Annotated in this window: 10 protein-coding genes; 6 read left to right on the top strand and 4 right to left on the bottom strand. The window is 44.8% G+C overall.

From position 1 onward, the window contains the following. The first annotated feature begins 22 nt into the window (after positions 1–22). From B5D40_RS01870 to B5D40_RS01845, 6 genes are all read left to right on the top strand, one after another. Entirely contained in the window at positions 23–1,924 is a 1,902-nt protein-coding gene (locus B5D40_RS01870) for a hypothetical protein (protein WP_078775542.1), read from the top strand. Between the two features lie 105 nt (positions 1,925–2,029). Then, on the top strand, positions 2,030–5,839 hold the full coding sequence (gene dnaE / locus B5D40_RS01865) for a DNA polymerase III subunit alpha (RefSeq protein WP_078775541.1): 3,810 nt from the start codon (positions 2,030–2,032) through the stop codon (positions 5,837–5,839). A gap of 50 nt (positions 5,840–5,889) precedes the next feature. Further along, positions 5,890–6,909, top strand: coding sequence for a glycosyltransferase family protein (locus B5D40_RS01860; protein ID WP_078775540.1), 1,020 nt, complete (start codon positions 5,890–5,892; stop codon positions 6,907–6,909). Between the two features lie 61 nt (positions 6,910–6,970). Continuing rightward, positions 6,971–8,038: a hemolysin family protein gene (locus tag B5D40_RS01855; protein WP_078775539.1), complete on the top strand. Its 1,068-nt coding sequence runs from the start codon at positions 6,971–6,973 to the stop codon at positions 8,036–8,038. Next, on the top strand, positions 8,035–8,865 hold the full coding sequence (nudC, locus tag B5D40_RS01850) for an NAD(+) diphosphatase (protein WP_078775538.1): 831 nt from the start codon (positions 8,035–8,037) through the stop codon (positions 8,863–8,865). Before B5D40_RS01855 ends, nudC begins: the two co-directional genes overlap by 4 nt. Continuing rightward, positions 8,865–9,776, top strand: coding sequence for a metallophosphoesterase (locus tag B5D40_RS01845; RefSeq protein ID WP_078775537.1), 912 nt, complete (start codon positions 8,865–8,867; stop codon positions 9,774–9,776). The genes nudC and B5D40_RS01845 overlap by 1 nt, the downstream gene beginning before the upstream one ends. Positions 9,777–10,440: 664 nt before the next feature. Here the strand turns inward: B5D40_RS01845 and B5D40_RS01840 are convergent. From B5D40_RS01840 to B5D40_RS01825, 4 genes are all read right to left on the bottom strand, one after another. Then, on the bottom strand, positions 10,441–11,445 hold the full coding sequence (locus tag B5D40_RS01840; RefSeq protein ID WP_078775536.1) for a hypothetical protein: 1,005 nt from the start codon (positions 11,443–11,445) through the stop codon (positions 10,441–10,443). Positions 11,446–11,662: 217 nt separating this feature from the next. Beyond that, positions 11,663–12,019, bottom strand: a complete 357-nt coding sequence (locus B5D40_RS01835) for a hypothetical protein (protein ID WP_078775535.1) — start codon at positions 12,017–12,019, stop codon at positions 11,663–11,665. Further along, positions 12,016–12,447, bottom strand: a complete 432-nt coding sequence (locus tag B5D40_RS01830; protein WP_078775534.1) for a hypothetical protein — start codon at positions 12,445–12,447, stop codon at positions 12,016–12,018. Before B5D40_RS01830 ends, B5D40_RS01835 begins: the two co-directional genes overlap by 4 nt. Beyond that, complete coding sequence (locus B5D40_RS01825; RefSeq protein ID WP_078775533.1) at positions 12,447–13,103, bottom strand: DUF4417 domain-containing protein; 657 nt, start codon at positions 13,101–13,103, stop codon at positions 12,447–12,449. Before B5D40_RS01825 ends, B5D40_RS01830 begins: the two co-directional genes overlap by 1 nt. Positions 13,104–13,153: the final 50 nt, after the last annotated feature.

Below are 13,153 nucleotides of genomic sequence, written 5' to 3'. Positions count from 1 at the left end.
GGCATTTGTTTGTGGAGAATCTATGCTCGCTGTGAGAGAGTTTTTAAATGGTCTTACGAAACCGCAGTTGAAGGATTTGCATACCAAGGCGTTTGGTGCGCAGGGTTTGCTGAACAACGCAAAAATCCTTTCGGAAACGAGTTCTTTTTTTACGGATGTTGCTCGCTTTGAAAGCTTTTATGCGTCGTTGGAACCCTGGAAACGGTTTTGCATATTTTTGATTTATCATAGCGAAATGCGCGGACTGGAAATGAACGAACTCCGGTTGGCCGCGCCGGCGGACAAACGGGATGAAGTCGAGGTTTTCCTGTTGGAATCGGCAAAGAATCTTTATATTTGGCGTTCTCGTTCCGAAAAGGGAACGTACGTCTATTTCGGATTTGAAGATTTTTTGAAGGGGATTCTTTTGACTCCAGAAAACCCTGCCGATGAAAAAACGCGTTTTTTGAGTTATGAAGATATGCTGGTCTGGCATCTTTGTCAGATGCTCGCATTTGCTCGCCTCGGAAAAATGAAAATGAACGGTGCCGGAAATTTGCATCGTCGTTCGCTCCAGTTCTGCGAAGAAGCGTTTTCATTTTCTAAACAGGTTTCACCCGATGCGATTCGTGAAGAATGTACGTTGCTGTTGGAATTTCTCTCTTCGCATAATTGGATAGAACAGCGCGGCATGGATTTGCTCGTCACGGAAAAAACTTTTGACTTTTTGAAACACAATGGTTTCCGGCTCAAGAATGAAATTCTGGAATGGTGGATCCAGCGGCGTTTCCATGGACAGGAAGATTTTTTCAGGCACGTCTTATTTTCTATCAAGCGGGATTCGTCGATTATCAAAGCGCAGCGGATTTTGTGGACTCTCGATCCGTCGAGTCGCCTTTCCCTTTCGGAAACGGATGTGTTCTGGTCTTCGCTTCCTAAACCGCTGGCGGAGCTTTGGCTTTTGGGAATGGTGGAATTTGCCGTTTCGGCTGGGAAAATTTCGGCGGTGCGTTTGAGCGATTGGGCAAAAACGTGGCTTTCCGCTTCGGCGTCCCCAATGCTCGGTGCTCAAATTTCGACCCTTCCGAATTTTGAAATGATTATTTCTGTCAAGAGCGCTCCGCGTGTTTTGTTTATGGCGGCATGCCTTGCGGATGTGCAAAACGACGAACCGTATCTGCGTTTTTCCATTTCTCGCGATTCTTTTTTGAATGGCCTTAAAACAGGATTTTCCAAAGAGATCACGGAAAGTTTTGAAGGCTGGATCAATGCGCCGGAAAATGTTCGGGATGCGATGAGCGAATGGTCTGCTTGTTATTATGATTCGGAGTTCAGCTCGGTACGTCTTTTGAAAATCAACAATGCGGAATCTCGGGAAGCGTTGGCAAATTTTCCGGAATTTATGCAGATGGTTTATGAAGCGATTCCGAATTACGGATTTATTATCAAGCCGGCGTTTGAATCGAACATTCGGGAATTGTTGAAAAATTATGGATTGGAACCGGCAAATCCGGTCAATGAAAATCCTGTGGAACCCTTCCGCAATACGGATTGGAGCAAGGAATTTTGGCTTCGTTGGACGCCGGAAGGAACTCCGGATGCGGCGTTTAAACCGGAAACGGATGGTTCTTCGGTTTCGGTCGCTTTAGGCGCGACGAAGTATGGTGGCGATTATCAGAAATTTGCAATGGTGGATTTGTTTAAAATGCTCCGTTACGCCCGATCCACAAACAGTTTTTTGGAAGCGAAAATTTCTTCGAAAAATACGGACAAGAATATGAAATTGCCCAAGTTGCCGTCAGAAATTCGCTTTAAAGTCGAAGAACTGCATTTTTCCAAGGTGCCGTTCATTGCGAAAATCACAGTGGCGCCCGAAGGGAAATCGCTGAATTTGCCTTTGGAATCCATTTCGGCGCTTCGCATTGCTCGCGAAACCCCCGTCTGATTTTTGGCGAAGAAGATTTTTGCTACATTTTGGATTCGCGATAAAAAACAAGGAGAGGGAGGGGGTTCATTTTAAGGAACCCGCTCTCAAAAAGAGAGGTTTTATATGAGTTTTGTACATTTGCAGGTTCATTCCGAATTTTCCATTCTCCAGTCTTCGGCTCGATTGGACGATATTTTGGCCGCTGCCGCAAAAGATAATGCGCCTGCCGTCGCTCTCACGGATCATGGTGCCATGTTCGGCATTTTGGAATTCCAGACCCGGGGAATGGCTCTGAATAAAGATCGCAAAGAAAAAGGCTTGCCTCCGATTAAAACGATTTACGGTTGCCATATTTATGTAGATACTTCGGGGGCAAACGCTAAGGAACCCGCCACTTACGAACGATTGACTCTTTTGGTGGAAAGCGAAAAGGGCTATTATAATCTATTGCGCATTGTCAGTTATCGGTATGAGGAATCCAAACGATGGGAGGAAATTCCGTCGGTGCCGTTAAGCGTCATTGAAGCGCACAAAGAAGGTCTGATTGCCATCGCTGGCGATTATTTTAGCCGTTATGGAATGAATGTGTCCGCCGGTCGAGAATCTTTGGCCAAAGCTTATATGGAATCTCTTTGTGAAATTTTTGACAAAGAGCATCTTTATTTGTCGCTTTGCGATAATGGCATTGCCGCGCAGAAAACGTTGAATCTTTTTACGATGGCCCTCGCCAAAGAACTGGATAGGGAATTGGTTGCTGTCGGGGATGTGCATTATATAAACAAGGCGGATTCGGATGCGCACAAAGCGCTTCGCTGTATTTCGCTGGTCGAAAAATTCAAGGAATTTAAGGATAAGCGATTCCCGACGGATCAGTTTTATTACCGCAGCGAAGAAGAAATGCGGCAGTTGTTTTCGGATTGTCCCACGGCTCTTGAAAATACGGTTAAAATCGCCGAACGCTGCAATTTCGTGGTGAAAACAGGTATCGGTGATGATTTCTGGCCCCGATTTGCGATTCCCAAGGATTTTTTGGAATCCGAAGAATGCAAAGAAATTTACAAGGCGATGGAGGACGAATACAATAAAGCTTTCCCGGCAGCTTTTGAAAATGCGGCAAAGGAATACTGCGCAAAGAATGAAGGGAAATCCATGGACGCTTTGACGGACGAAGACAAGGCGGCTATCGAAAGAATCATGGAAAAAACGAAGACGAGTCGGCATGGCGGCGATGCGGATGCCTACTTGATTTATTTGACGAACCAGCGTCTGCGCAGAAGGTATCCGGATGAGGAAATTCTGTATCCGAATCACGGGACGGAAGTCAGCGATCGCGTCTATAAGGAATTGAATTGTATTCGCAACATGAATGTGGCGGGTTACTTGCTTATCGTTTGGGATTTTATCAACTGGTCGCGAGAACACGGAATTCCTGTTGGACCGGGGCGCGGTTCTGCTGCGGGCTCCATCGTCACTTATATCATTGGCATTACGAATATCGACCCGCTGAAATTCGGGCTCCTTTTTGAACGTTTTTTAAATCCGGAACGCGTTTCGATGCCGGATATCGATACGGACATTGCGGATAGGGATCGTGGGCGAGTCATCGACTATGTGACGCAAAAATACGGTTCGGATTGCGTCGGGCAAATCATTACTTATGGAATGCTCAAGTCAAAGGCGGTCATTAAAGATGTCGCTCGAGTTCTTGGCATTGATCACCGCGAAGCCGAATCCATTATCAAATTGTTCCCGCAAAAAGTCTTGAATTTCAGCTTGAATGAAGCGTGGACGGGTAAAACGAAAAAAGACGCTCCGGTCGCTCCGGATTACGATAATGCGCCTCTTCAAGCACTTGTCAACAGTCGCGAAAGCTATCGGGAACTTTGGGATATCGCATTGAAGCTCGAAGATCTTCCAAGGCAAACGGGAGTTCACGCTTGCGGCGTCGTGATTACGCCAAGTCCGATTTACGAACTCGCTCCGCTGTATCGGGCAGCTCCTGCCGATACTCCCGTTGTCATGTATGATAAACATTACGCGGAAGACATCGGCCTTTTGAAAATGGACTTTCTTGGTCTTATCAACCTTTCCATCATTTTGGATACGGTGAATATGGTCCAGAAAATTCGCCATCTGGAAGTGGACATTGACAAGATTCCGACCGATGACAAGGAAACTTTTGAATTGTTGAGCAAAGGCATGACGACGGCGGTTTTCCAATTTGAATCGCCGGGAATGCAAAAGTATCTTCGCGAATTGAAGCCATCTCGGATTAGCGATTTGATTGCTATGAATGCGCTCTATCGCCCAGGACCGATTGATCAGATTCCGCATTTTATCGCCCGCAAATTGGGCAAAGAATCTATCGACTGCTATCATAAGGATTTGGAACCGGTTTTGGCGGAAACTTACGGCGTGATTGTTTATCAGGAACAGGTGATGCAGCTGGCGCAGATTCTGGGCGGTTACACGCTGGGCGGCGCTGACAATATCCGTCGAATCATGGCTAAAAAAATGCCGGACAAAATGGCGAAGCTGGAACCGGAATTTAAATCCCGATGCGTTAATAGGGGCTATGATCCCAAAATGGTTCAAAAAGTTTGGGATGCTGTTCTTCCTTTTTGCGGATATGCGTTCAACAAGAGTCACGCAGCGGCGTATGCTTATGTCGCTTACCAAACGGCCTATCTGAAAACGCATTTTGGCCCGGAATATATGGCGGCTTCGATGACATCCAAAATGGGCAAAACGGAAGATATCGTGACGATTGTGCAGGAGTGCAAACGGATGGGAATCGAAGTGCTTCCGCCAGATATCAATACGTCGCTCGGCGTTTTTTCTGCAAATGAAAAAGGGCAGGTCGTTTATGGGCTGGCGGGAATTCGCAACGTCGGGCTTCCTGTGATTGAAGATGTGGTGGCGGAACGGAATTTGCACGGTCCTTATAAAACGCTTTTTGATCTTTGCAAGCGGGTCTTGGATTATCAGGCGCTTCAACCGGAAAAGCGTCCTCCGCTCAGCCGTAAAACTTTGGAAAGTTTGGTTTTGGCCGGTGCGCTTGACAAAATGTCCGAGACGACGCCTAATCGTCCGACTTTGATGGCGAGCGTGGAAAAAGCGATCGAAGTGGCGAATCGGCATCGCAAGGAACAAGATGCGGGGCAAACTTCGCTTTTTGATATGTTCGGCGAGTCGGATGCGGAATCGCAAATGGATGAAACCTACGAAGACGCGCAGCCGTGGGGGTTGATGGAAGTCCTGAACAAGGAACGCGATGTTCTGGGACTTTACCTTTCGGCGCATCCGCTTGACGAATGTCGCCCGGAACTGATGGGATTTACAACGAACACGCTGGCGGAAAGCGAATTGAACGACATTATGAGCCAGAATCCAAAATCGGAAGTTTGTGTTGGCGGAATTATCACTCGCTTGCGTTCGTTTCAAGGCAAAAAAGATGAAACCAAAACAATGGGATCGGGAATTTTACAGGATTTCCATGGAGAAATTTCCATATTCTTCCCGCCGGATGCGTGGGAACGCTGTCGGAATTATGTCGGTGAAGACGACCGGGTGCTTATCCGCGGAAAATTGATGTCGCAATATCAGGATAAAGCCGCATTGCAAATTGTCGTAGAAAAAACTTTTTCGATGGACGATGTGCGTGACAAGCTGATCAATTACATTCACGTCTCTGTTTCTTCTATGGAATTGACGGAAAGTAAAATGAGCCTCATTTTGGATAGAATGGAGCAGGCGCAGGCTTTTCCCGGAGAGCATGCCGTGAATGTTGTTTTTCATGTTGAAACCAATTCCGGATATGTTCATATTTTAAAATCGCAGGTATTTAAAGTCCTCTATACTTCCGATTTTTTCGAATGGCTGCAAAAAGAATTCGGCGCGGATCATGTGTGGGTTTCTGCAAAAGTCAAGTAATGGCCTCCTCTAAAAGTTCACCAAAGCCATTTTTAGAGGTTGCATAATCGATGGATTTGTTCTGGCTTTTTTGTGCAGGAGAAGATTCGGGAGATATTCTCGGAGAAAGCGTCGTTTGCGAAATTCGGGAAAAGGGATTTTCCGCGGTTGGTGCTGGTGGCGCAAGAATGCAGCATGCCGGTTTGAAAGCTGTCGTTCCTTTTGACGAATTGCCTGTAAACGGTTTTGCCGATGTGATATTTCATGCGAAAAAACTAAAGCAACATTTGTGCAAACTTCAGAAGCTTTTGCTAAACGAAAAATGCCAAGGGCTTGTCGCCATGGATTATCCCGGATTTAACTTGAAATTGATGCAGCTTGCGCTCCGATTAGGCAAGCGGATTATTTATGTGGAACCTCCGCAGATTTGGGCGTGGAATCCTCGGCGAGTTCGATTTTTCCTTTCGCCCGAAGCAAAAAAGCGGGTAGAACTTCGTTCGTGCTATCGAATGAATGTCCTCGCCTATCAAAAATATGGATTGCCGATTCGGCAGATAGAACATCCGTTTGCTGCGTTTTCGGATTTAAAAAAAACGGAGGCTTTTTCGCCTAAAGAGATTTTGCTTTTGCCGGGAAGTCGCGTTTCGCAAGCCAAGCGAAATCTGTCGCTTTATCGCAAAGTGGCGCAAAAATTTCGGGAGAAGAAAATCGCTGTACGCTTTGTAGCTTCTCGAAAAGAAGTGCAAAAATTTTTGGAGGAAAATATCGGGGAGTTTCCGGTGGTTCTCTCGCCGGTTTCTACAGAAGAACGTTTCCTGCAGATGATGTCGGCGAAGGCGGTGGTTTGCGGACCAGGAAGTGCTGCGTCCGAAGCGAAATGGGCGGGGACTTTTTGCGTCGTCGCATCTCGAATCGAACTTTGGACATTTCTGATGGGAAAACTTTTTCTTCGCACAAGGCACATTGCCATGCCCAACATCGAAGCGGATTCCGCTGGCGAAAAACCGCCTTTTCCGGAGTTTGTGCAGAGCGTCCTTTCTAACGAAAGTGTTCAGGCACAAAAAATTTTTCAGGCGATTGAATCTCGTTGAAGATGCCTTTTGAAAAAACGCCGTTGCGTATTTTCACAGATGAAATATCTATTTTATTGCTATGGCTCTTGTTTTTATTGCAATCGCTTTTTTTCTCGGTTGTTCCGCTTTTTGTTCTTTTGCCGAAGCGGCATTTTACAGTTTTCCGACATCTGCCGTAGAAGTTCTTGTCAAAAAAGGTTCGTTTACAGGAAAATATATCGCCCATGTCAAAAATAATATCGACCGTTATATCGCATCGGTTTTGATATTCAATACTTTGGCGAATACGTTGGGCGTGTATCTGGCGACCTCTGTAGCTTTGGAACATTTTGGCGTAACGATTCAAGTTGTGCTGCCCATCGTCCTTTCGATTCTCATTCTTTTGTTTGGGGAAATAACGCCGAAAACCATTGGTGTAAAACAGGCAAAACGGGTTGCGCCGATTTGCGCAGTTCCCATGTATTACGTGACGATATTTTTTACCTATACGGGTCTTATTAAACTTTGTTTAGCCATCACGCAGCATTGGACGAAAAGCAAAAAAGAAGAGCCCGAAGTCAGTGTAGAAGACATCAATAGTTTGGTGAATTTAGGTTTAAAAGATGAAATTTTGGATCGCCAGCAGGCTTCGGTTATCAAGAATATTTTGGCATTAAAATCGATTCCTGTTCGCAAGGTGATGACCCCGCATCAGGTCGCATTCACCCTTCCTTTAAACAGCACGATTGGCAAAGAATTGGATAAGCATTCCAATTGGCCTTTTTCCCGAATACCCGTTTATGATGCAGAGGATAAAGAAAAATGGGTCGGGCTGATTATGCGCCGGGATGCCTACAATTTGTTTGCGGAAGGAAAGCGGGATGTTCCCATCAAAAAATTGATGCGCCCGATCCAGTTTGTTCCGGATAGTTTGAGCTTGGATAAATTGCTGATTCGTTTTTTGAAACAGCGCGGACATATTGTTGCTGTCGTCGATGAATATGGTTCCATTGCGGGACTAGCTTCATTGGAAGACGTGCTTGAAGAAATTTTAGGTCGAGAAATCGTCGATGAATTTGATGTTGCTGTTGATTTGCAGGAACACGCTCGCCGAAAAAGTCGCGCACTTTCTTTTTTGAAAGAACATAGAAGGGATAATCGCGTATGATGTTTGAAATCGCGCCTCGAATTTTGCATAATGAATTTCGTGTGCAGAAACCGAAACCATCGGATTATGTTGTTTGTACAAAACGGAATTTGGTTCTCGTGAAAAGGAACGCCGACTCTTTTGAAATTCCCCGGGTCGCCGATATGGAAAGCGCAAATCCAGAAATCTCATCTCATTTGCATTATCTTTTTTCTATCGATGAAATAGCATTTTTTTCTTGCGATGAAGAGCTTTCTCTGGATCCGTTTGAATTTGTCAAAGACCGGATTTTTCGAGAGATGCCGGATATGGCAATCGCTTTTGGGGGTGCTGTCGCAGCGCACATTTCTCGTTGGGAACAGTCCAATCGTTTCTGTGGGCATTGCGGAAAACCGATGTCTCGCAAATCGGATGAAAGAGCGTTTGTGTGTAAAGAATGCGGCAATCTTGTCTATGGAAAAATCTGCCCAGTCGTCATCGTTTCGGTAACGTGGGGTGATAAACTTTTGATGGCGCACAATTTGAACAATCCTGATCCTAAACCCTATTTGATTTCGGGCTTTGTGGAAATGGGCGAGTCGTTGGAACAGGCCGCCGTTCGAGAAGTGAAAGAAGAAACCGGCGTTTCGATTAAAAACCTTCGCTACATCGGCAGTGAACCCTGGCCGTTTTCCAATTCACTTATCGCCGGTTTTACTGCGGAGCTGGAAGGCTCCCCAAAAATTACCGTACAGCGCTCGGAACTTTCTTTTGCCAAGTGGATCGCGCGAAAGGACATTGGAGAATATACCGGACGGCTCAGCATTTCTGGCACGATGATCAAACGATTTAAGGAAGGCGTTCTTTGATGGATTTTATCGGGGACATTCATGGGCATCGTGAACGGCTGGAATTTCTTCTCCAAAAGATGGGGTATTCTCTTGTGGGCGGAGCGTATCGGCATCCTTGTCGGCAAGCCGTTTTTTTAGGCGATTACATTGACCGTGGACCGGATGCGCGGGGTGTGGTGAATATCGTTCGGCGAATGGTTGAAGCGGGCTCCGCTCAAGCGATTTTAGGAAACCACGAATGGAATGCTCTTTGTTTTTGGGAAAAAAATCCGCAGGGCGGTTACCTGCGGGAGCACAGCGTCAATAAAATTTTAATTCACACAAAAACGATGGAGTCGTATCGCGGTTGCCAAGAAGAATTTCAAGAGGCTTTGAATTGGTTTTTAACTCTTCCGCTCTTTTTGGAAACGCCTGCATTTCGCGCTCAACACGCTTGTTTCGATTTGGAAAACGTCCGTATTCTCCGGCGGGAAAATTTGACAACCCTTCAGAATCGGGAAAATCTTTTCCGCATTTTGAATGACGCCGAAATTCGTCGTGCGGTATTGGATACTGTCCAAGGCCCGGAAATGGAACTTTCTCACGGAAATTTTTATTACGACAGCGAAGACGTTTTAAGAACTCGGGCGAGAATCAAGTGGTGGCTGGATCCGCAAGGAAAAACGCTTCGGGATTTGGCGTTTCAGCCGGGGGTAAAAATTCCGCCGGAGCCGCTTGCTGCAGAAATTCGGAATCGCCTGTTTTATGGCGAAAACGAGCGTCCCGATTTTTTTGGACACTACTGGCTGGAGGGAACTCCGACTTTATTTCGTTCCAACATTTGCTGCTTGGATTACAGCGTCGCTTCGTACAAGGGCACGGGAATTTTGACCGCTTACCGCTTTGATGGGGAAGCGGTTCTCGATTCCCAGAATTTTGTTTGGGTCTGAAAATTTTTTTAGAACGCCCTTCTTGAAAATATCTTGAACGGACTATTTTTCCCATTTAGGGATTATTTGCTTGTCGTTTGATACTCGGCAAAATTTTGGGGATGTTCTACAAGAATCGCCTATTGTCATAAGGGTGGCTGCATATTTCTAGGCGGGAATGGAGTTTTTCTTCGAAAAAGAATTTCTTACAATCAAGGGCAAAGTTTCATAAAATAGGGAAATGGAATTTTAATTTTTTTCTTTGGCAGCGAGCGTCTCTGTGAGTGACTGCACAGCGTCATTGCGAACGTCCTGCCTGTCGGCAGACAGGAGGCTCTTATGAAACATAGCAATTTATTGCCCTAGTTGAGTAATCCACTATGTGGACGAGCAATCTTGATGCGCACAGAGATTGTTCCGTCGTTTCACTCCTCGCAATGATGAATCCGCCATCCATTCCTCAGCATGATGAACGGGGCATTACTTTCCCGAGGGGGGAACGGACTGTCGGATTTTTTTGAACAGATAATTTTTGCGCACTCCTCCAGATTTTTGTCCTGTCGGGAAGCCTTCCTTCCTTGAATTTCACACGGCAAAATTAAAAGTGACTAAAAGCCGCTTCTCCTGAATCAAACGGGCAAGGCGTTTCGTTTCAACGCCTTGCCAATCCGGTTCGGTATAAAAATTAGAATCTGACACGCAGGACGACGCCTTCTTTGTCGAAACCGCCTTTGTACAGATTGGTGCCTAGCCGCATCAAAGAAGCCTTGTAAGCAAGTTTTCTGGGGAATGCCTTGCGAAGAATAGCTGCCCCAGAGGCGCGTATATATCCCGCTTTGGATTTTCCGCTGTTCCCGCGCAATTTTTCCATGACGTCTTCAATAGAAACACCTATGGCGTTTGGGTCGTGGGGATTGTAGGGCTCTGCTTGCATGGAAACCTGAAGCTCCGAAATGAATTTCGCTTTTTTCTCGCGAATTCGGGATAGGTCATTTTCAAAATCCCTGACAAAAGCATCTTTCAGAAAATAGTCCAATTCGGTAATGTCACTATTCCAGGAATGATGTTGGGAACCTACGGTGCCAATGGTAAAGGAGCCCTGTTCTTGTTTTTGCGAATAGCGGACGAACATTTCTGTATCGTTTTCTTTTTCTGGATGAGGATCCAATTCATCAAAGGCGGCTGCAAAGAGAATTTCCGCGGCATCGGCTTTGGTGGGGAATTTCAAATTCTCCTTGTACATTTTCAAAAATCCCTCCGCATCCGAGAATCGCCCATACAGCCAGGCGAAAAGGGCCAGAGGCGCTACCGGCTTGATGATGTAGAGGGTCAGCGGCAAAAATTTAAAAAAGATTTCTGTCCGGCGTTCCAGCAATTCGGCGACCAGAAGATTGTCTTTGTTTTCTACAGCGAGAAGAAGGGCTCCGACATGCGTCAGGAAAGCACACAGGTCGGCGTTTTGCAAATCGACGGAATTCTGAAACAAAATATGGATTTCGCCCTGGAACTCCTTCGGCAAAAAAGCGTACCAGCTCGGCGAAAAATAATGGCTGCTCTCGATTTCCTGGTAATCGGAAATGTCCGGAGCATTCTCTTTTCCGTTATAGTCCAAAGTTCCGGTAACACTTTGGGTGAAGGAATAATAGAGGGCATCCTGCGGAGTGTGGATGCGAATCAGAATATTTCCCATAAGATCTCCTTTGAAGTTTTGGCTTCTTTGGTTTGGGATCTTTCTAAAGATGGATTCGGATGATGACAGATTTTGACAAAAATTAACGCATTTGGTAAAAAATTCAGGCCTTACGAAAACTCCACATCGTAGCCGCTTTCTATCGCCGCTTCAAACTGTATAATCAGCTTGTCACAGACTGCTTTTGCTTCGGGGTGTTGTTGCATTTACAAAAAAATCATTGTGCAATATAACACTTAATCCCAGCGTTTAAGAAATGCCAAAGAAAGGCTTTCTTTGTTGCCAAAGCATGTCTTTGAACAAAAGGACTTTCTATTTTTTTCCTATCATCAACGAGATAGAGTTTATCTACGTATTTTAATTTCTCGGCAATGGCATCAAAATCTCGCTGCGTATCAATTTGCCTATCCAATACTGACAACGGAATTTTTCTTCTATACACAGGATAGTCGAATAAATTGTAATCCTGCAAATATAACGGTGTATCGATGGGCATTTTCTGAAAAAATCGTCCCATCTCCAGTTTTTCATAGTCGCATTGAAGAAGAAATTTTTGATGTTGGTATTGCTTCATTCTTTTCCCATTTCTTCTAGTTTCATAATTCTGAAGTGAGTCGCCAATTCGTATTCCTCTTTTGTTCTGCCTCTTGTTTTTCCGTTAACGGTAATATTATTTCGAAGAGTTCCATCCAGATCTAGGTATTTTCTGTGACTAGAGATTTTTAAACTTTCTATTCGGACGCTTCCAATTGTCGCTTCTGCAACCAATTGCACATCGCTACCTGGTGTATGGAAAATGATTTTCCCATTGTTATTGATTTCTGGAACAGAGCCTGGTGCAAATCTTTCAACAAGTTTATCCAAATTCACCTTTTGCCAAAGTTGTTTATTTTTTGCCTGATGTCGATTACGATTTTCGAGGCATTTTTTTAGAACTTTGTCTTTGTCAATGTTCTCCTTGACGGTTTGAACTAATCTTGTGTATTTTCCCTTTGCATCCATTATATTTTTCCTCCTCTAGAACGTCTAGCGTAGTCCTCAAAAACAGTATATGGAATTCCGTTTGATTCTAGAATTTTTTTGTATTCTTCTTTTATTACACCATAAACAAGCAAATGACTTGGCCGTGCGAAGATTAACTTATAACGGAGCAGAGTTTCATTTTCTGCTATATGACCTTTCGCACATCCTAAGGTTCCGACAGCGTACCAGGTTTTAGGGGGATAAATGTGAAACACCTGTAAAGATGACAATTTCCCAGAAATTCTAAAATTTGGAAGGACTTTTATGCCGTTCAGAGCAAAATAGGCATCTAACAATTTGTTCAAGTAGAGATAAAAGTCCTGATTTGTCTCGTCATCGCCTTCTCTGGCGCTAAAATCAAAACCGCATATTCCTATGAAACCTTTTGCTATGCTTACACGATCCTCAAGACGGGCCAAAGATTCGTATAAGATTTCATCGTTTGAAAAATTACAAAGCAACGTCTTTGCTGGATTTTTTGCTTTAAGATGATTCGGAAATGGGAGTATTTCATTGGGGATTTCCCGAATGAGCATATCTTGGGGAATGGCTGGAAAATCTTCTATAAAGGAGACTCCTTTCTCCTTTACGAATTTCTCTAACTCGGCCGCTATGGTGTATTTGTCAATCTTCATCTTTATACTGTTTGTTGTTCGCTTTTTTCTGACAATTTCAATAAAAAATT

The sequence above is a fragment of the Fibrobacter intestinalis genome (assembly GCF_900167415.1).
Taxonomy (GTDB): domain Bacteria; phylum Fibrobacterota; class Fibrobacteria; order Fibrobacterales; family Fibrobacteraceae; genus Hallerella; species Hallerella intestinalis.
Note: the sequence above shows the minus strand (reverse complement) of the source record. Positions and strands in the feature narration are given on the sequence as shown.

Bases quoted from the DNA above. Each gene is read 5' to 3' on its own strand.
- B5D40_RS01870 (WP_078775542.1), top strand. From the start codon at position 23: ATGCTCGCTGTGAGAGAGTTTTTAAATGGTCTTACGAAACCGCAGTTG.
- dnaE (WP_078775541.1), top strand. From the start codon at position 2,030: ATGAGTTTTGTACATTTGCAGGTTCATTCCGAATTTTCCATTCTCCAG.
- B5D40_RS01860 (WP_078775540.1), top strand. From the start codon at position 5,890: ATGGATTTGTTCTGGCTTTTTTGTGCAGGAGAAGATTCGGGAGATATT.
- B5D40_RS01855 (WP_078775539.1), top strand. From the start codon at position 6,971: ATGGCTCTTGTTTTTATTGCAATCGCTTTTTTTCTCGGTTGTTCCGCT.
- nudC (WP_078775538.1), top strand. From the start codon at position 8,035: ATGATGTTTGAAATCGCGCCTCGAATTTTGCATAATGAATTTCGTGTG.
- B5D40_RS01845 (WP_078775537.1), top strand. From the start codon at position 8,865: ATGGATTTTATCGGGGACATTCATGGGCATCGTGAACGGCTGGAATTT.
- B5D40_RS01840 (WP_078775536.1), bottom strand. From the start codon at position 11,445: ATGGGAAATATTCTGATTCGCATCCACACTCCGCAGGATGCCCTCTAT.
- B5D40_RS01835 (WP_078775535.1), bottom strand. From the start codon at position 12,019: ATGAAGCAATACCAACATCAAAAATTTCTTCTTCAATGCGACTATGAA.
- B5D40_RS01830 (WP_078775534.1), bottom strand. From the start codon at position 12,447: ATGGATGCAAAGGGAAAATACACAAGATTAGTTCAAACCGTCAAGGAG.
- B5D40_RS01825 (WP_078775533.1), bottom strand. From the start codon at position 13,103: ATGAAGATTGACAAATACACCATAGCGGCCGAGTTAGAGAAATTCGTA.